Origin of the sequence: Tsukamurella ocularis (assembly GCF_024807615.1) — a bacterium.
GTDB classification, from domain to species: domain Bacteria; phylum Actinomycetota; class Actinomycetes; order Mycobacteriales; family Mycobacteriaceae; genus Tsukamurella; species Tsukamurella ocularis.
In genome coordinates this window covers 270,355-287,743 of sequence record NZ_JANUCJ010000003.1, presented here as the reverse complement: position 1 = coordinate 287,743, position 17,389 = coordinate 270,355, and the positions used below count along the sequence as shown (strand labels likewise).

Annotated in this window: 17 protein-coding genes; 10 read left to right on the top strand and 7 right to left on the bottom strand. The window is 69.2% G+C overall.

Features of this window, described 5'->3' with window-relative positions; genetic code table 11:
- Positions 1–3 precede the first annotated feature (3 nt).
- The 4 genes from HNP44_RS12750 to HNP44_RS12735 all read left to right on the top strand — a co-directional run bounded on the left by HNP44_RS12750 (position 4) and on the right by HNP44_RS12735 (position 6,052).
- On the top strand, positions 4–918 hold the full coding sequence (locus tag HNP44_RS12750; protein ID WP_259140786.1) for a 4-(cytidine 5'-diphospho)-2-C-methyl-D-erythritol kinase: 915 nt from the start codon (positions 4–6) through the stop codon (positions 916–918).
- A 146-nt stretch (positions 919–1,064) separates the two neighbouring features.
- Complete coding sequence (locus HNP44_RS12745; RefSeq protein ID WP_259141174.1) at positions 1,065–2,024, top strand: heavy-metal-associated domain-containing protein; 960 nt, start codon at positions 1,065–1,067, stop codon at positions 2,022–2,024.
- Positions 2,025–2,053: 29 nt separating this feature from the next.
- Positions 2,054–4,624 carry a heavy metal translocating P-type ATPase gene (locus HNP44_RS12740; protein WP_259140785.1) on the top strand — a complete coding sequence of 857 codons (2,571 nt, stop codon included), beginning with the start codon at positions 2,054–2,056 and terminating at the stop codon, positions 4,622–4,624.
- Positions 4,625–4,807: 183 nt separating this feature from the next.
- Positions 4,808–6,052, top strand: a complete 1,245-nt coding sequence (locus HNP44_RS12735) for a hypothetical protein (protein WP_259140784.1) — start codon at positions 4,808–4,810, stop codon at positions 6,050–6,052.
- 52 nt (positions 6,053–6,104) lie between these two features.
- On the opposite strand, the gene HNP44_RS12730 is transcribed toward HNP44_RS12735, so the two are convergent.
- Positions 6,105–7,919: an ABC-F family ATP-binding cassette domain-containing protein gene (locus tag HNP44_RS12730; RefSeq protein WP_259140782.1), complete on the bottom strand. Its 1,815-nt coding sequence runs from the start codon at positions 7,917–7,919 to the stop codon at positions 6,105–6,107.
- A gap of 73 nt (positions 7,920–7,992) precedes the next feature.
- Here HNP44_RS12730 and HNP44_RS12725 point away from each other — a divergent pair, with 73 nt between their 5' ends.
- Positions 7,993–8,994, top strand: a complete 1,002-nt coding sequence (locus tag HNP44_RS12725; RefSeq protein ID WP_259140781.1) for an enoyl-CoA hydratase/isomerase family protein — start codon at positions 7,993–7,995, stop codon at positions 8,992–8,994.
- 110 nt (positions 8,995–9,104) lie between these two features.
- Here the strand turns inward: HNP44_RS12725 and HNP44_RS12720 are convergent, their stop codons facing one another.
- Positions 9,105–9,542 carry a MarR family winged helix-turn-helix transcriptional regulator gene (locus HNP44_RS12720; RefSeq protein ID WP_259140780.1) on the bottom strand — a complete coding sequence of 146 codons (438 nt, stop codon included), beginning with the start codon at positions 9,540–9,542 and terminating at the stop codon, positions 9,105–9,107.
- Positions 9,543–9,598: 56 nt separating this feature from the next.
- Between HNP44_RS12720 and HNP44_RS12715 the strand changes: the two genes are divergently transcribed.
- From HNP44_RS12715 to HNP44_RS12705, 3 genes are all read left to right on the top strand, one after another.
- Entirely contained in the window at positions 9,599–10,135 is a 537-nt protein-coding gene (locus tag HNP44_RS12715) for a DUF6790 family protein (RefSeq protein ID WP_259172129.1), read from the top strand.
- A 146-nt stretch (positions 10,136–10,281) separates the two neighbouring features.
- The gene (locus HNP44_RS12710; protein ID WP_259141173.1) at positions 10,282–10,926 is read left to right on the top strand and encodes a LysE family translocator; all 645 of its coding nucleotides are present in this window, start codon (positions 10,282–10,284) and stop codon (positions 10,924–10,926) included.
- 221 nt (positions 10,927–11,147) lie between these two features.
- Entirely contained in the window at positions 11,148–11,486 is a 339-nt protein-coding gene (locus HNP44_RS12705) for a hypothetical protein (protein WP_259140778.1), read from the top strand.
- Positions 11,487–11,510: 24 nt separating this feature from the next.
- Here the strand turns inward: HNP44_RS12705 and HNP44_RS12700 are convergent, their stop codons facing one another.
- The 5 genes from HNP44_RS12700 to HNP44_RS12680 all read right to left on the bottom strand — a co-directional run bounded on the left by HNP44_RS12700 (position 11,511) and on the right by HNP44_RS12680 (position 15,831).
- Positions 11,511–12,365, bottom strand: a complete 855-nt coding sequence (locus tag HNP44_RS12700) for a 3-hydroxyacyl-CoA dehydrogenase (RefSeq protein ID WP_259256886.1) — start codon at positions 12,363–12,365, stop codon at positions 11,511–11,513.
- 98 nt (positions 12,366–12,463) lie between these two features.
- Complete coding sequence (locus tag HNP44_RS12695; protein ID WP_259140775.1) at positions 12,464–14,068, bottom strand: peptide chain release factor 3; 1,605 nt, start codon at positions 14,066–14,068, stop codon at positions 12,464–12,466.
- A gap of 43 nt (positions 14,069–14,111) precedes the next feature.
- Complete coding sequence (locus tag HNP44_RS12690) at positions 14,112–14,654, bottom strand: GNAT family N-acetyltransferase (protein WP_259140774.1); 543 nt, start codon at positions 14,652–14,654, stop codon at positions 14,112–14,114.
- A complete protein-coding gene (pth, locus tag HNP44_RS12685; protein ID WP_259140773.1) occupies positions 14,651–15,229 on the bottom strand; it encodes an aminoacyl-tRNA hydrolase in 579 nt (192 codons plus the stop codon). Before pth ends, HNP44_RS12690 begins: the two co-directional genes overlap by 4 nt.
- Positions 15,230–15,234: 5 nt before the next feature.
- Positions 15,235–15,831: a 50S ribosomal protein L25/general stress protein Ctc gene (locus tag HNP44_RS12680; RefSeq protein WP_259140772.1), complete on the bottom strand. Its 597-nt coding sequence runs from the start codon at positions 15,829–15,831 to the stop codon at positions 15,235–15,237.
- A 234-nt stretch (positions 15,832–16,065) separates the two neighbouring features.
- Between HNP44_RS12680 and HNP44_RS12675 the strand changes: the two genes are divergently transcribed.
- Both HNP44_RS12675 and HNP44_RS12670 read left to right on the top strand, forming a co-directional pair.
- The gene (locus HNP44_RS12675) at positions 16,066–16,512 is read left to right on the top strand and encodes a limonene-1,2-epoxide hydrolase family protein (protein WP_310437681.1); all 447 of its coding nucleotides are present in this window, start codon (positions 16,066–16,068) and stop codon (positions 16,510–16,512) included.
- A 54-nt stretch (positions 16,513–16,566) separates the two neighbouring features.
- Positions 16,567–17,385, top strand: a complete 819-nt coding sequence (locus tag HNP44_RS12670) for an LLM class F420-dependent oxidoreductase (protein WP_259141172.1) — start codon at positions 16,567–16,569, stop codon at positions 17,383–17,385.
- The last annotated feature ends 4 nt before the right edge of the window (positions 17,386–17,389 follow it).

Sequence of the window (17,389 nt, the reverse complement as noted above, 5' to 3'; positions counted from 1 at the left end):
CGCGTGCTTTCCGTGGTACCGACACCTCTGACCGTGCGGGCGCCCGCCAAGGTGAACCTCCACCTCGGGGTGGGTGACGTGCGACCCGACGGCTTCCATGAGCTGGTCACCGTCTTTCAGGCACTCTCCCTGCATGATGACGTGACCCTCACCCCGTCCGACGCATTGGCCCTGCACGTGACCGGCGAGGGCGTCCGCGACGTACCGACCGACCCCACCAACCTGGCGGCTCGCGCCGTCGTCGCGCTCGCCGAGCGTTACGGCCGGGACCCGAACATGCGCATCGACATCGTCAAAGGCATCCCCGTGGCGGGCGGGATGGCCGGCGGGTCCGCGGACGCGGCCGCCGCGCTACTCGGTGCCGCCACCCTCTGGGGCCTCGAGATCAGCCGCGACCAACTCGACGAGGTGGCCGCGATGCTCGGCTCTGACGTGCCCTTCTCGCTGCACGGCCACACCGCGCTCGGCACCGGCCGCGGCGAGCGGCTGATCCCCGCGCTGGCCCGCGGCGAGTTCCACTGGACGCTCGCCTTGGCTCGCGAGGGACTGAGTACCCCCGCCGTGTATCGCGAGCTCGACCGGCTGCGCGAGGCCGGTGACCCACCGCGGGCGGGCAGCCCCGATGCGCTGCTCGCCGCAGTGGCCTCCGGCGATCCGCACCGCCTGGCGCCGCTGCTCACCAACGATCTGCAGGCCGCCGCGCTCTCGTTGCAGCCGGGCCTGCGGCGCACGCTGCGCGCTGGGATCGAGGCGGGTGCGCTCGCCGGCATCGTCTCCGGCAGCGGCCCCACCTGCGCCTTCCTCTGCGCGAGCGCCGACGCCGCGGTCGACGTGGGCACCGAACTGGCCGGCGCCGGCGTGTGCCGGACGGTGCGTGTGGCCTCCGGCCCGGTGCCGGGCGCCACCGTCGTGCCGTAGGCGCGCTCTTCTCACCCTTCTCGGAATCGGGGCCGTCGAGGCCTTGTCAGATACCCCCCTGGGGTATACATTCAAGTCAGATACCCACCGGGGGTACCGCAGACCGAGGAGGAACCATGGACGGCCGGAAGACGAAGCGGCGCTCGATGAACCCGGCGGCCACGCTGGCGGTCTACGGCGCCGGCCTCGTCGTCGCCTTCGGCGGCGCTCACGGCATCGCCGGAGCCGTGGTGCCCGATGGCACCGTCGCCCGATGGAACGCCCAGGCGGACCAGGGCCATAGCGGGTCCGGCGGCCCGGCCGCGGCCGCCCCCGCTGCGATGGCCCCGCTCAAGGGCGTCGCCCTCAGCGCCGAAGGGCTGACCTTCGCCTCGGTCGCGGCGCCACGCGCCGTGGGGGAGGCCGGCACCCTCGGTTTCCGCATCGAGGACGCCACCGGAGCCCCCGTGACCGCCTACACCACGACGCACGAGAAGGACCTGCACCTCATCGCCGTCCGCGCCGACGGCACGCAGTTCCGGCACGTCCATCCCACGCTCGACCGCGCCACCGGCGTGTGGTCGCTCCCGTGGAGCTGGGTCGAGGCCGGCACCTACCGCCTCTACGCCGATTTCGCGCCCGCCACCGGGCCCGCCGTCACGCTGACCCGCACCGTCGAGGTCGCGGGCGGCTACGCGCCCGCCGATCCGGCACCGTCGCGCACGGCCCAGGTCGACGGCTACACCGTCACGCTCGACGGTGACCTCGTCGCCGGCGCCTCGAGCCCCGTCACGCTGCGCGTCAGCCGCGATGGTGCGCCCGTCACGGCGCTCCAGCCCTACCTCGGCGCTTTCGGTCACCTCGTCGCGCTCCGCCAGGGCGACCTCGGCTTCCTGCACGTGCACCCCGAGGGCACGGAGCCGAAGCCTGGGGATACCGGCGGGCCCGCCATCGCCTTCCAGGCGCAGGCCCCCACCGCGGGCCGCTACCTGCTGTACCTGGACTTCCAGGTCGACGGGGTGGTGCGCACCGCGAGCTTCGTCGTCGACGCGTCCGCGTCCGCGGCGCCGCAGAACCCCACGACCCCATCCGCCCCCGCTCCGGCCGCCGGCCACGGCGGGCACTGACCACCACCGAAGAAGAGGAGGAATCGACCATGAGCACACCCGGCACCACCGGCGGCGCGCACATCGAACTGGACATCGGTGGCATGACGTGCGCCTCGTGCGCCAACCGGATCGAGCGGCGCCTCAACAAGATCGACGGCGTGAGCGCCACCGTCAACTACGCCACCGAGAAGGCGAAGGTCGTCGCGCCCGAGGGCGTCGACCCGCAGCGCATCATCGATGAGGTCGTCGGCACCGGCTACAGCGCCACGCTGTCCGGGGCGGCGGCACCGTCGGGCCCGGACGGCGAGGAGAGCGCTCCCGCGGACGTGGAACTTGCCTCGCTCCGTACCCGGCTCATCGGCGCCGTGGTGCTCAGCACCCCCGTCATCGCGATGGCGATGGTGCCCGCGCTGCAGTTCACCTACTGGCAGTGGGCTTCCCTGGCGCTGGCCTCGCCCGTGATCCTGTGGGGCGCATGGCCCTTCCACAAGGCGGCGTGGGCGAACCTCAAGCACGGCACGGCCACGATGGACACCCTCATCTCCATGGGCACGCTCTCGGCGTTCCTCTGGTCGCTGTACGCCCTGTTCCTCGGCACCGCCGGGGAGCCGGGGATGACGCACCCGTTCTCCCTCACGCTCGCGCCGTCCGACGGTGCCGCGAACATCTACCTCGAGGTAGCCGCCGGCGTCACCATGTTCATCCTCGCCGGGCGCTACTTCGAGAGGCGCTCCAAGCGGCGGGCCGGGGCGGCGCTGCGCGCGCTGCTCGAGCTCGGCGCCAAGGAGGTCTCCCTCCTTCGCGACGGCGTCGAGGTGAAGATCGGCGTCGACGAGCTGCGCGCGGACGACGAGTTCGTCGTGCGGCCCGGCGAGAAGATCGCCACCGACGGCGTGGTCGTCTCCGGTACGTCCGCGGTCGACGCCTCGATGCTCACCGGCGAATCGGTGCCCGTCGAGGTCGGCCCCGGCGACGCGGTCGCCGGCGCCACGGTCAACGCCGGCGGACGACTCGTGATGCGGGCCACCCGCGTCGGCGCGGACACGCAGCTCGCGCAGATGGCACGGCTGGTGGAGGAGGCCCAGACCGGCAAGGCCGAGGTCCAGCGCCTCGCGGATCGGATCTCCGGGATCTTCGTGCCGATCGTCATCGCGATCGCCGTCATCGCCCTGGGCGGCTGGCTGGGAGCGGGTTTCCCGGTCTCCGCGGCCTTCACTGCGGCGGTCGCGGTGCTCGTCATCGCCTGCCCCTGCGCGCTGGGCCTCGCCACGCCGACGGCGCTGCTCGTCGGCACCGGTCGGGGCGCCCAACTGGGCATCCTGATCAAGGGCCCCGAGGTCCTCGAATCGACCCGCCGCGTCGACACCGTCGTGCTCGATAAGACCGGCACCGTGACCACCGGCCGGATGACGCTGGTCGACGTGATCACCGAGCAGGGAGTCGACCCGCTCGACGTGCTGCGCTTCGCCGGCGCCCTCGAGGACGCCTCCGAGCATCCGATCGCGCAGGCCATCGCCAAGGGGGCAATCGCGAAGGTCGGAACGCTCTCACCCGTTGAGGGTTTCGCGAACATCGAGGGCCTGGGTGTGCAGGGTGTCGTCGACGGCCACGGTGTGATCGTCGGTCGCGCATCGCTGCTCGCCGACTGGGCGCTGGGTCTGTCTGACGGGCTTGTTGCGGCCAAGGCGGACGCCGAGGCGCAGGGTGCGACGGTCGTCGTGGCCGGTTGGGACGGCGCGGCGCGCGGGATCCTCGTGGTCTCCGATGTCGTGAAACCCACCAGTGCGGAGGCGATCCGGGGGCTGCGGGCGTTGGGGCTGACGCCCGTGCTGCTCACCGGCGATAACGAGGCCGCCGCCCGGAAGATCGCGGCAGAGGTCGGCATTGACGAGGTGATCGCCGAGGTCATGCCGCAGGACAAGGTCGCCGTGGTGACCCGCCTGCAGGCCGAGGGCCGCGTCGTGGCGATGGTCGGCGACGGGGTCAATGACGCGCCCGCGCTCGCCGCCGCCGACCTGGGACTCGCGATGGGCACGGGCACCGATGTCGCCATCGAGGCGGCAGACATCACCCTGGTCCGCGGCGACCTGCGGGCCGCCGTCGACGCGATCCGCCTGTCGCGCACCACGCTCCGGACGATCAAGACGAACCTGTTCTGGGCCTTCGCCTACAACGTCGCGGCTATCCCGGTGGCGGCGCTCGGCATGCTCAACCCGATGCTCGCCGGCGCGGCGATGGCCTTCTCGAGCGTCTTCGTCGTCGGGAACAGCTTGCGCCTGCGTGGATTCCGCAGCGCGGCGGGGCAGGCTCCGGCCGATCGCCCCGAGAACCGAATCCCTTCCACCGACCGAGAGGACACCACCGACATGAGCTGCTGCAGCACGAACTCCTCGCAGACCGAGGACATCCGGCTGGGCGCCGCGCCTGCGAGCGCCGCGCAGGCGGCGGACGAGAACACCACCTGCCCCGTCATGGTGGGCAACCCGGTGGTGAAGTCCACCGCCGAGGCGCGCGGACTGTTCCGCGACTTCGACGGCGAGCGGTACTTCTTCTGCTGCCCCTCGTGCGCCCCGAAGTTCGACGCGGATCCGGCGAAGTACGCGGCGAACGTCGCCTGAGCCCGGTAGCGCGGCGCCGGCCCGGTTGAGTGTCGAGTCCAGGGGCTCCACACCTCCGAGTCAGGCAGACCTCTCGGGGCGAATGCGTTCTTGATCACCGGTGCGCCTTAAATGAATACCGATCGTTCCACCGATTCCTTCAGAAGCGGAGGTGGCTTGGGTGCTGACCGTTATCATGGTGGAATGGGAGAAGGCAATGTAGTCGATGAGAGTAGGGCAATCGAGGACCAGGGTGAAGAGGGCGATTCCGCTCAGCCTATTCGGGTCACACGCTTCGCGATCTGTTTACTGAGGCTGGGAAACGACGCCAAACCGATGTTCACGGTCCCGGAAGCGCGCGAGCTTTCGGAGTCGGTTAGTTTGAAGATTATCGAGGCCCTCGAGTCGGATTCGCGCGTTGCGGAGGTGTTGTCTGCCCCGCAGGAACGGAACATCGACAACGCGTGCACGACGACGTACTTGGAACCTGAATCCACAGACGAAAATTCGGTGATCGGGGTACGGGATTTCGAGGCTTTGCGCCTGAACAGCTCGATTGAGTTTCGCGTTCGAGTCCCGGTTAAAAATCAGCCAAGATATCGAAGTATGGATGACGTTCCTGCGGACGACTACTTGGTTTCATGGGACGGATCGGCGCTTTATGTGCAATGGCACCAGGCTAATTCTCGAAAATCCGGGTCGGGAGGGCATATCGTGTTCGATGTTGTCGAGTCCGTGGCTAAGCAAGCAGGGTTCGAAGCGACCGTTATTGCATGCTCGCGAGGCTGTCAACACAGGTTCTTTCATGGTGACCTTGTGACCTATGGCGCCGAATCTACGGATGAAGGCTACAAGTTGCTTGTAGGAAACCTTCCGATCGACTCAATCGCGACGCCGTATTCATACGAACTCGACGAAGTTGACCTGCTTAGGCAAATTAGAGCGGACTTGTCAACCCTGATCGAGTCTTTTGCGCGCGCAAGTTCTGTTGCCAAGGCGATCTTGTACTGGGGCTGGAGAGCTCGATGTGATGCCAGTGACACGCTGGCGATCGCCTATGACAGATCAACTCGAAGTCCGTGGTATCACTTCAAGGAATCGATTCCCGCGCGATGGGAAGATCGTGGATCAGGTCGACGCGTGAAGCAACTGCTGTCTGCACAGTGGCTCGCATTGGCCTCGATTGATCTGCAAGTTCCCTCTTGGAGAGAGTGGCACCGTCGATTCGTTCAGCAAGTGGAGCAGAAGAAATTGGCTGAGCTTGGAGTCTTGTTTGATTCGCATGCAAACGAGGTTGAAATGCTTGACATGTCGACTGTGCGAGCTTCGGTGGCGGAAGTGGCCACGCGTGCTGAAGCGAAATCTCTAAGATATGCAACACTTCTGGGGGCGGTGTCTGCTCTCGGAGGCGCAACGCTCGGGTCGGCTGCGACGGTTCTCTTCTTCTGAGGTGCTTGATACTCAGATGCGGCTTGTGTCGCGTGAACATTTCGATAGCTAGTTAGTCCTCCAGCGCCTCCGACAGCTCCAGCCACCGCAGTTCCTGCTCGGCCAGCTCGTCCTCCAGCGCGGAGATCTTCTTCATCTCGTCCGCGAGGCCGGCGTAGTCGCCCTGGTCGTGCTCGGCCAGCGCGAGCTTCGCCTTCTCGACCTGCTCCGTCAGCTTGGTCATCCGGCGCTCGACCGCCGTGACCTCCTTCTGCGCGGCGCGCAGCTCGGCGCCGCTGAGCCCGGAATCGGCCGGGGTGTCGGCCATCGCCGAACCCGCACGGCCGGAACCGGATCCGGAGGCCGCGCCGTGCTGGGCGCGACGCAGGGCGAGGTACTCGTCCACGCCGCCGGGCAGGTGCCGCAGGCGTCGCTCGAGGATGGCGTACTGCTGGTCGGTGACGCGCTCGAGGAAGTAGCGGTCGTGCGAGACCACGATGAGCGTGCCCGGCCACGAGTCGAGGAGGTCCTCCATCGCGGCCAGCATGTCGGTGTCCAGGTCGTTGGTCGGCTCGTCGAGGATCAGCACGTTCGGCGAGTCGAGCAGGATGAGCAGCAGCTGCAGGCGCCGCTTCTGCCCGCCGGACAGGTCCTTGACCGGCGTCGAGAGCTGCGCGCTCGCGAATCCCAGGCGCTCCAGCAGCTGCGACGGGGTCAGATCCTGCGCCTTGGAGCCGCTGCCCACGGTGAAGCTCGTGGCCAGGTTCGCCAGCACCACCCGGACCGGGTCCTCCCAGTGCTGCTCGAGCTCGTCGAGTCGCTGCGTCAGGGTCTGCACCTTGACGGTCTTGCCGCGCTTGACGGTGCCGGTCGTGGGCTGGACGGCACCGTCGATCAGACCGAGCAGCGTCGACTTGCCCGCCCCGTTGACGCCGAGGATGCCGGTGCGCTCGCCGGGCGCGACGCGCCACTCGATGTCGCTGAGCACCTGCTTGTCGCCGTACGCCACGCCGACGTCGAGGATGTCGACGACGTCCTTCCCGAGCCGGGAGACCGCGAGCGACTGCAGCTCGGTCTTGTCGCGGATCTCGGGGACGTCCGAGATGAGCGCGTTGGCCGCGTCGATCCGGAACTTGGGCTTGCTGGTGCGGGCGGGGGCGCCGCGGCGCAGCCAGGCCAGCTCCTTGCGCGCGAGGTTCTGCCGCTTCTGCTCGATCGACGCCGCCTGCCGGTCGCGCTCCACGCGCTGCAGGATGTACGCGGCGTAGCCGCCCTCGAAGGGCTCGACGATGCGGTCGTGCACCTCCCACGTCGCGGTGCAGACCTCGTCGAGGATCCACCGGTCGTGGGTCACCATGAGCAGGCCGCCCTGGTTCGCAGGCCAGCGGGTCTTGAGGTGGCCGGCGAGCCACTCGATGGCCTCGACGTCCAGGTGGTTCGTCGGCTCGTCGAGGATCAGCACGTCGTGCTCGCCGGCGAGGAGCTGCGCCAGCTGCACGCGCCGTCGCTGCCCGCCGGACAGCTCGCCGAGGCGCGCGTCCCACGGCAGGTCGGTGAGCAGGCCGGCGAGGATGTCGCGCACCTTCGGATCGCCCGCCCAGACGTGCTCGGGGGTGTCGCCCACCACGGAGTGGCCGACGGTGTCCTCGTCGTCGAACAGGTCCGTCTGGGTGAGCACGCCCACCCGGACGCCGCCCCGCCGGGTCACGCGCCCGGAGTCGGGCTCGCGGGTGCCGGCCAGCATGCCGAGCAGGCTGGACTTGCCGTCGCCGTTGCGGCCGACGATGCCGATCCGGTCGCCCTCGTTGACGCCGAGGGAGACCGAATCGAAGACCGTCTTGGTCGGGTACTCGAGGTGCAGCGCATCCGCGCCGAGAAGATTCGCCATCGCGCGTCCAGGTTACGCGGGCACCTGCCATACTGATTTAGTTGGATATGCGACTAATCGCGAGGAGTGGGCTGTGAGCGACGCCGAGATCGTCACCACCGTGGCCGGGGGCACCGGCCACATCGAGCTGAACCGTCCGAAGGCGCTCAACGCGCTCACCATGGACATGGTGCACGCGATCGACGCGGCGCTCCAGGCGTGGGAGTCCGACGACGCCGTGACCCGCGTGCTCCTCACCTCTGCCTCGCCCAAGGCCTACTGCGCCGGCGGCGACATCCGTGCCATCCGCGACCAGGTAGTGGCAGGGGAGGACTTCACCCCGTTCTTCCGCGACGAGTACGACATGAACCTGCGGCTCGCGGAGTTCCCCAAGCCCGTGATCGCCCTCATCGACGGCGTGAACATGGGCGGCGGCGTGGGCGTCTCGATCCACGGCTCGCACCGCGTCGTCTCGGAGAAGGCGCTCATCGCCATGCCCGAGGTCGCGATCGGCTTCCTCCCCGACGTGGGCGCCACGCACATCCTCGGCCGCCTCCCGGAGGGCTTCGGCGAGCTGATGGGCATGACCGCCGCCAGGATCGGCGCCGGCGACGCGCTCGCCGTCGGGCTCGCTACGCATTTCGTGCCGTCGTCCGCCATGTCGGACGTCAAGGCCGACCTCCTCGCCGGGGAGGAGCTCGACGGTGTCCTCGCCCGCTTCGGCGACACGGCCCCCGCCTCGACACTGCCGCTGGACGAGATCGCCGACGTCTTCGGCCGCGACTCGGTCACGGAGATCCTCGCGGGCCTCGCCACGACCTCCGGCGCGTGGGCCGACACCGCCCGCGAGCAGCTCTCCACGGCGTGCCCCACCTCGGTCTTCGTCACCTTCGACCTCATCCAGGAGTCGCGCAACCGCACCCTGGCGCAGTGTCTCGCCGAGGAGGCCGTCGTGGGCGCCCGCCTGGTCCGCCGCCCCGACTTCGTCGAGGGCATCCGCGCGGTGCTCATCGACAAGACCCGCGACCCGAAGTTCTCGCCCGCCACGGTCAACGACGTCGAGGAGCGCGAGATCGAAGCGATCCTCGGCAACTGACCCTCGCTCCGCTCGGGCCGCTCCCTAGCGGGGCGGTCGCGTCCCTAGGTCCATGGACCTCGGGAGTGAACGACGCGCGAGGGCGCTGCACGTCCCGCTAGGGAGGGCGGTCAGCCGCGGCCCGCAGCGGTCGCGAGGAGGTCGCGCAGTGCGATGCTGTCGCGCAAGTACTGCTCGTACGGGAAGTCCCTCGCGGCGAGGGCTTCTCGGAACTGTTTCGCGTAGTCGGTACTCGACGCGTGGAACTGCTCCGCACCCTTCGCCGTGAGGCGCACCAGGCGCCGGCGCGCGTGCTCGGGATCGGGTTCGACGGTGACGAGCCCCTCGGGCACGAGAGTGGTCAGCATGCGACTGACGGCCGCGTCGGAGACGAGCATCGCCTGCGCCAGCTCGTGCTGCGTCGAGGGCTGCACCTCCTCGAGGGTGCCCAGGAGCCGCATCCGGCTGTAGCTCAGCGCGCCGGGTGCCCCGTACTCGCGCGTCACGACACCGAGCAGCATCGTGATGTGGTTGAGCACATCGCCCAGGCCCTCGTCGGGTTCGTCCATGTCCTCCAGACTACAGAAGTCTTGACCCATTAATATTAACGTGTTAAGACTGAGTCATGAACGCATCGCTTCAATACCTCGTCCACACCTCCACCCCGCTGATCTTCCCGGCCGCCGCAGCGATCTGGGCCGCCGTTCGCTCCGCCCGCAGGCCCGGCGAGCGTCTCGAGATCTGGCAGCGGGCCATGCTCGTCGCCGCCGGACTGGGCGCGGCGTGGGTGGGCATTTTCTTCCTTCTCGCCCCGGATGTGATGGCGAACGAGATCGGCTTCCCCGCCGGGAATCCCTTCCAGTTCGAGATCGCCTTCACCAATCTCGGCTTCGCGGCGATGGCCTTCGTTCTGGTTTTGCGGCATCAGGGGTTCCGGCTCGCCTACGGCATCGGCTACGCGATCTTCCTGTGGGGTGCGGCCTTCGGGCATCTCGATCAGTGGTTCGCGCACGGCGATCACCGGCCCGGCAACACCGGCGGCATCCTCATCGTCGACATCCTGGTGCCCGCCGCGATCATTGCGCTGGCGATCGCGGACCGTCGACGTCGCGCGACGACCGACTCGGGGGCGGCCGCGCCGGCGGTGGCCGCGATCGGCTGACCGGTTGCGGCTCTCGCTTCCGGATGCGCGCGATCGAGTGATCGCGCGCACCGAGCCGTTCTCGGTGACCTGCTGGGCGCCGAGGCCAGTCACACCCGACTGGCTATGTACGTCGTCGTGGGCGCGCCGTCAAGATCGATCCCATGATCGTTTCGTGGACCGCGGTGGCGGGGATGGTGGTGACGGCGTTGGCGATGGTGCTCACGCCCGGGCCGAACATGATCTACCTCGTCTCCCGCAGCATCGGTCAGGGTCGCACGGCCGGACTGATCTCTCTGGTCGGCACCGGGGCGGGCTTCGTCGTCTACCTCACCCTCGCGAACGTCGGGCTCGCTGTGGTCTTCGTGGCGGTGCCGTGGCTGTTCATGGGCTTCAAGGCTGCCGGCGCGCTGTACCTGGGTTACCTCGCCTGGCAGGCGCTGCGTCCGGGCGGCCGCGGGCTGTTCGAGACCGCCGACCTGCCGCGCGACTCGAACGCCAGACTCTTCCGGATGGGGCTCATCACCAACCTGCTCAATCCCAAGGCGGCGATCATGTACCTCGCGCTGATCCCGCAGTTCGTCGACCCCGCTCGCGGGCACGTGGCGGCACAGGGATTCCTCCTCGGCGGCATCCAGATCACGGTGTCGATGCTGGTCAACGCTGTGATCGTGATTGCCGCGGGAGGGGTGGCTGCACTCATCGCGCGACGCCCGTCGTGGGCGGTGTGGCAGCGTCGGGTCACCGGCACGCTGCTCGGCGCCGTCGCCTTGCTCCTTGCCCGGGAGGTCCCGCAGCGCGCACGCGTGTGATCGCGTTCCGAAACCGGTCGTAGATCTCGTCAGGGCGAAGCATTCGGATCGTGATCGAGTTCAGTGCCGGTTTCGGGCGTCACCCCACGCCCGTTGCGCACCGATGTGAAGGAATCGCGACGATCCGGCCGCCGGTTCCGTGAAGGCCGAGTTTTGTGTCGGATTCGTGAAAGCTGAATTCAGTCAGTCTGTTTCGTGAACTCCATCGGTACGGTTGAAGTATGAACGAGAAACGGAATCCCGCAGTATCGCCCCTCGCGCGACGGCTCGCCGTCGGACTGATCGCCGCGGGAGCCGGCGCCGCCCTCCTCGCGGCCGGGCCGGCCGCCGCTCAGCCCAGGGACCACGTGGTGAGCCCGTCGGCGGTGGCGCCCGGCGGCGCGCCCGGCGGCGGCGCCAACCACTCGAACGTGCCACCGGGGTCCGCGTTGTGGCCCGGAAACATGAATCCGGACTCGGACTCGGGATCGGCCCGCGATGCGGGGCCGAGCGCCGCTACTCCCATCGACCCGGGCGATCATCCCCGCGACGCGCCGGGCGCCGACAGCCCCCGGTTCTGAGGGGGCTGTCGGGCCCGCCAAGGACTACTCGTAGTCGTAGAAGCCCTTGCCCGCGGCCAGCCCGCTGCGGCCCTGATCGAGGTAGTTCTCCTTGATCCACGCAGCGAAGCCGCGATTGCGCTCGTCGCCGGCAGACATGATGTTGTACGGCGTGTTCAGCCCGATGATGTCGAGGATCTGGAAGGGGCCCATCGGCGAGCCGGTGCCGATCCGCCACGCCTTGTCGACGTCCTGCGGCGTGGCGTAGCCGTCCGCGGCGAGTTCGACGCCGGCGTTGAGGAACGGGATGAGGAGCGAGTTGAGGACGTAGCCCGCCTTCTCCTTGTGGATGGGGATCGGGACCATGTCGATCTCGCCCGCGAACTCGACGACGGTGTCGAAGACGGCCGGCGAGGTCTCCGGCGTCCCCATCACCTCGGCGGTGTTCGACGTCCAGATGCGATTCGCGAAGTGCAGGGCGAGGAACCGATCCGGGCGGCCCGTTGCGTCCGCAATGGCGCTCGGGAGCAACGACGACGAGTTGGTCGCGAAGATCGTCGCCTCCGGCGCAAGAGAGTTCAGCTTCCCGAAGGTCTCGCGCTTGAGTTCCAGGATCTCGGGGATCGCCTCGATGATCAGGTCGGCGCCGCTCGCCGCGGCGGCGAGATCCGCAGTCAGGGTGAGGCGATCGAGCGCGGCGGAAGCTCTGCCGTCCGCGGCTCCGTCGACCTCTCGCTCGTACGTGGCGACAAGCTCGGCGAAGGTGGCGCGGCCGCGCTCGAGCGCGGCATCGTCGATGTCGTACGCGGTCACCTCGAAGCCGCTGTGCGCGGTCTGGAAGGCGATCTGCGCGCCCAGTACGCCGGTGCCCAGCACGGTGACCCTGCGGATGTCGGTCATGAACGGATCCTCACTCTCGAAGTCGTGACGTGATCCATCCTCGTCCCGGTCGCCGGGCTGCGCACTGAGTTGTAGAACACAACTCGATGGGCGGAGGGTTAGTCGGCCGCCGCGACCAGGGGTGCGAGCGCGAGAGTCGGGTGCTCCTTCTCGATGTACTGCAGGCGCCATTTGTCCGAGAACAGGGCGAGCAGCGCACCGTCGTTGCGCTCGAAGACTTCGACTCCGCGCTGCCGGTTCAACTCGTCCGCGCTGGCGGCGTCCGTCCGGCGCGCCACCGAGTAGCCGAGGTTCTCGACTTGCACGTCGACGTTGAACTCCGTCTTCATCCGCGCGACGACGACCTCGAACTGCATGGGGCCGACCGCGGCCATGACGGGCGAGGCGTCGCCGCGGACGTCGTTGCGCAGCAACTGGACAACGCCCTCAGTGCCGAGCTGCTCGATGCCCTTGCGGAACTGCTTGTACTTGCCCGCGGAGTCCGCGCGGACCACCGCGAAGTGCTCGGGAGCGAACGAGGGGATCGGCGGGAACTGGACCTTGGCGCCGTCGTACAGGGTGTCGCCCGGGGCGAGCGCGTTGGCGTTGACCAGGCCCACGACGTCGCCGGGGTAGGCGGTCTCGACCGTCTCGCGGTCGCGGCCGACCACCGTCATCGCGTACTTGGTGGCGAAGGGCTTGCCGGTCTGCGCGTGCTGGACCACCATGCCGCGCTCGAACTCTCCGGAGACGATGCGCATGAACGCCAGCCGATCTCGGTGCGCGGAGTCCATGCCGGCCTGCACCTTGAAGACCACGGCGCTGAACGGGTCGGTCACCTCGCGCTCGGACTCGTCTATCGCGGTGCGCGAGTGCGGGGCGGGCGCCAGCTCGACGAGGGCCTCCAGCAGCTGCCGCACACCGAAATTGAGGATCGCCGAGGTGAAGATCACCGGCGAGGTCTGGCCCGCCAGGAACATCTCCTGGTCGTGACCCTGCCCCATCTCGGTCATGAGCTCGGTCTCCTCGACCGCCTCGGCCCACACGTCGCCCTCGCGGTCGAGTGCGGCGTCGGTCGAAAGGTGTTCTTCCGGAGCGATCTTCGCGCCGCCCGCCGTGCGGGTGAAGTGCACGTACTCGTCCTTGCGCACGTCACGCAGGCCGCGGAAGTCGCCCGCGATGCCAACAGGCCAGAACAGGGGAGTAGGGGTCAGGCCGATCCGCTCCGAGATCTCGTCGAGCAGCTCCAGTGGTGTGCGACCCGGCCTGTCCCACTTGTTGATCACGGTGATCACGGGGATCCCGCGATGGCGGCACACCTGGAACAGCTTGAGCGTCTGCGGCTCCAGGCCCTTCGCGGCGTCGATGAGCATGACCGCCGCGTCGACGGCCGTCAGTACGCGGTAGGTGTCCTCGGAGAAGTCGGCGTGGCCGGGGGTGTCCACCAGGTTGATGACCGACGGCTCGGCATCCGCGCCTGCGGCGGTGGAGGTGTAGTTGAACTGCAGCGCCGTGGAGCTGACGGAGATGCCGCGCGCCTTCTCCATCTCCATCCAGTCGGAGACCGTCGACTTGCGGCCGGCCTTGCCGTGGATCGCTCCGGCCTCGTTGATCACCCGGGCGTGCAGCGCCAGGGCCTCCGTCATCGTGGACTTACCCGCGTCGGGGTGGCTGATGATGGCGAAGGTGCGGCGGCGGGAGACCTCGTCGGCAATGGAACTCACGGGGAGCCAGTCTACCTGTTCGTGCAGGTAGATCGCGTCGTGGTCAGGCGGGGCGCGAAAGCGCGTAGACCACGTGGTCCGGCGGGTCGACGGGGTTGTCGGGCGGGATGTCGACGTGGCCGACGAGGACGAAGCCGGCGCGCTCCAGCGCGCGCCAGGAACGGCGGTTGCCCGCCGCGACGGCGACCACGACCCGCTCGCCGCCCAGCTCCGTGAAGATCACCGAGCACATCGCGGCGATCATGGCCGTGCCGAGGCCCCGACCGGTGGCCGACGGCGCGCCGATCAGGTAATCCACGCCGTAGTCGGCGGGCCCCAGGTCCACCAGCGTGGCGACCGCCGCGGTCTCGGCCTCGTCCGCGTAGTCGACCCACCGCTGCCGCTGGATCAGGCCGAACGGCACCCCGGCATCGTCGAGGCCGAGCCAATCCTGAGAGGGCTCGGCACCGTCGACCGACGGCCCGAAGTCGCGCTCGATGGCCTCGGGGGAGGTCTCGTGGTGCCACCAGCGCCGGTTGTGCGGCTCGCCGAGCCACGACGCGAGGAGGGGGAAATCGTCGCGCGTGACCCGGCGGAACGCGATCACCAGGCGTGCACCGTGTTCTGGGCGGGCTCGAGGCCGTCGCGGATAAGCAACTCGACCGCGTCCGCGGCGTTGGCGATCAGCAGCGGGACCTCGGGCTTCTCCGTCTTGGCGAAGGGCTTGAGCACGTAGTCGGCGGGGTCCTGGCGGCCCGGGGGACGCCCGATCCCCGCGCGCACGCGCAGGTAATCGCGCGTACCGAGGTGCTGCGTGAGGGACTTGAGGCCGTTGTGGCCGCCCTCGCCGCCGCCGCGCTTGAGTCGGACGAGACCGAAGTCGATGTCCAGCTCGTCGTGCACGGCGATCACGTCGGTGGGCGCCACCGAGTAGAACCGCGCCAGTGCGCCCACGGGCTCTCCCGAGAGGTTCATGAACGACTGCGGTTTCGCCAGGTACACCTGGCGGCCGACGAGCCGCGCGCCCGCGACCTCCGCCCCCGACTTCTTGTGCCGGGAGAAGGAGGCGCGGGCGCGCGATGCGAGCTCGTCGACCACGTCGAAGCCGATGTTGTGCCGGGTTCCGGCGTACTTCTCGCCGGGGTTACCCAGCCCCACGACGATGAGTGGCCGGTCGGTCATTTCAGCTACTCGGCAGCCTCGTCGGCGGCCTCGGCCTCGTCCTCGTCGGTCTGGGCTGCGGCGATCTCGGTGATGTTGATGATCAGCGCCTCGGCGTCGGTGACGATGGTGGCGCCCGCGGGGACCTCGAGCTGGCCGGCGGTGATCTGGGTGCCGGCCTCGAGGTTGTGGACGTTGACCACGATGTTCTCGGGGATGTTCAGCGCGTCGGCCTCGATCTCGACCTCGTTGAGGTCCTGCGCGACCTGGGTGCCGCCGGCGGGCTCGCCCTCGACGACGACGGGCACCGAGACGGTGACCTTCTCGCCCTTCTTGATGATGAGGAGGTCGGTGTGCTCGATGTAGTTGCGCAGCGGGTGCACGACGACCTGCTTGGTCAGCGCGAGCTGCTCCGTGCCGTCGATGTCCAGGTTCAGGACGGCGTTGGTGCCGTCCTTACGCAGGATGGTGGCGAAGTCGCGGGCGACGACGGTGAAGTGCTGCGGCTCGGTGCCGTGGCCGTAGAGCACGACGGGCACGAGGCCGTCGCGGCGGGCGCGACGGGCGGCGCCCTTGCCGAACTCGGTGCGGACGGTGGCGACGAGCTTGTTGGTCTCGGACATGAGACTCCTTCAGGTGCGGTGATGCGGCCTCGGCGTCCGAGGCGGCCCGCACTGCGCCTCGCGGACCCGCGGGAGAAGTGCCGTTCGCGTCGATCACGGCGGCCGAAGCCGCCCTCGCCGAGAAGGTCGCCGCTCAGTCTACCGAACCGCCCGCTCAGGAGCGAAATCGAAGCTTCGCCATTCCGTCATGTCCAGTTCGCGCGGAATCCACGCCACATCGGCACCATCGATAACGTGAACAACTCCCCGCTGTGGTCGCCGCAGGACGTCGCGGAGCGCTTCGTCGACGCCCTGGGCAGCGGCGACTACGACATCGCCGAGCGGTTGCTCGCGAAGCACGTCGTGTACCGGCGCACCGGCGGTCGGCCCCTGCGCGGGCGCGCCGCGATCGCGCGTCACTTCCGGTGGCATGCGCGCACGCGCGTTGCGATGCAGGCGGTCCTGCTGGCATCCGAGCAGCCCGGCTGCGCCGTGGCCGTCACCGAGCGCGTCACAGCGCTCGTCTACGGTCCGATTCGGGTCCAGTTCCAGGTGCGGGGAACCTTCGAGGTCGACGGTGGCCGCATCGTCGCCTGGCGCGACGAGGCCGACGTCCGCGCGGTCGTCCGCGCCGGAGCGCGTGCCGTCGCCGGCGTGTTCTATGCGCCCGCCCGGCCCACCCTGCCGCGCGCCGTGATCTGACTCGCCGTGATCCGAGAGGGAATGGATCCCGCCGCGGGCGGTGTTGCACCGGCCATGACGACTCTGGGCAGGTTGGGGATCTGGCGCGGCGCCACGCAGGTCGACGGTGCCTTCGCGGCGCGGGCCGAGGAGCTGGGCTTCGGCACGGTGTGGCTGGGCGGCTCTCCCGGAGGGGACCTCGCGGTGGTCGACCCGCTGCTCGAGGCCACCGAGAACCTGGTCGTGGCGACGGGCATCCTCAACATCTGGCAGGACGATGCGCGCTCGGCAGCGGCGGCCTTCCGCCGCATCGAGAAGCTCCACCCTGGCCGGTTCGTGCTCGGGATCGGCGCCGGCCATCGCGAGGCCAGCGCCGACTACCGCACGCCGTACCAGGCGCTCGTCGACTACCTGGACGTGCTCGCGGCCGAGGGCGTGCCGAAGGAGCGGACGGTGCTCGCCGCCCTCGGCCCCAAGGTGCTGCGGCTCGCGGCCGACCGCACCGCCGGGGCGCACCCGTACCTGACCTCGCCCGAGCACACGCGCAGCGCGCGGGAGATCCTCGGCGACGGGGTGCTGCTCGCGCCGGAGCAGAAGGTGGTGCTCGACGAGGACGACGCCCGTGGCCGCGAGCTGGGGCGCAAGACGGTGAAGTTCTATCTCGGCCTGCAGAATTACGTGGCCAACCTGCGGCGCCTCGGCTTCGGCGACGCCGACGTCGAGAAGCCCGGGAGCGATCGCCTCGTCGACGTGCTGGCCGTGCACGGCGACGGCGACGCGATCGCCGCGGGCGTGCGGGCGCACCTCGACGCGGGCGCGGATCACGTCGCGGTCCAGGCGCTCGACGACGATCCGTGGCCCGCGTTGGAGGCGGTCGCGCAGCGCCTGCGCTGACGGT

Coding starts and splice junctions, on each gene's coding strand:
- HNP44_RS12700 (WP_259256886.1), bottom strand. CDS start 12,365: ATGACCGACATCCGCAGGGTCACCGTGCTGGGCACCGGCGTACTGGGC.
- HNP44_RS12745 (WP_259141174.1), top strand. CDS start 1,065: ATGAACCCGGCGGCCACGCTGGCGGTCTACGGCGCCGGCCTCGTCGTC.
- pth (WP_259140773.1), bottom strand. CDS start 15,229: ATGACCGACCGGCCACTCATCGTCGTGGGGCTGGGTAACCCCGGCGAG.
- HNP44_RS12740 (WP_259140785.1), top strand. CDS start 2,054: ATGAGCACACCCGGCACCACCGGCGGCGCGCACATCGAACTGGACATC.
- HNP44_RS12670 (WP_259141172.1), top strand. CDS start 16,567: ATGACGACTCTGGGCAGGTTGGGGATCTGGCGCGGCGCCACGCAGGTC.
- HNP44_RS12680 (WP_259140772.1), bottom strand. CDS start 15,831: ATGTCCGAGACCAACAAGCTCGTCGCCACCGTCCGCACCGAGTTCGGC.
- HNP44_RS12715 (WP_259172129.1), top strand. CDS start 9,599: ATGAACGCATCGCTTCAATACCTCGTCCACACCTCCACCCCGCTGATC.
- HNP44_RS12730 (WP_259140782.1), bottom strand. CDS start 7,919: ATGGCGAATCTTCTCGGCGCGGATGCGCTGCACCTCGAGTACCCGACC.
- HNP44_RS12735 (WP_259140784.1), top strand. CDS start 4,808: ATGGGAGAAGGCAATGTAGTCGATGAGAGTAGGGCAATCGAGGACCAG.
- HNP44_RS12705 (WP_259140778.1), top strand. CDS start 11,148: ATGAACGAGAAACGGAATCCCGCAGTATCGCCCCTCGCGCGACGGCTC.
- HNP44_RS12720 (WP_259140780.1), bottom strand. CDS start 9,542: ATGGACGAACCCGACGAGGGCCTGGGCGATGTGCTCAACCACATCACG.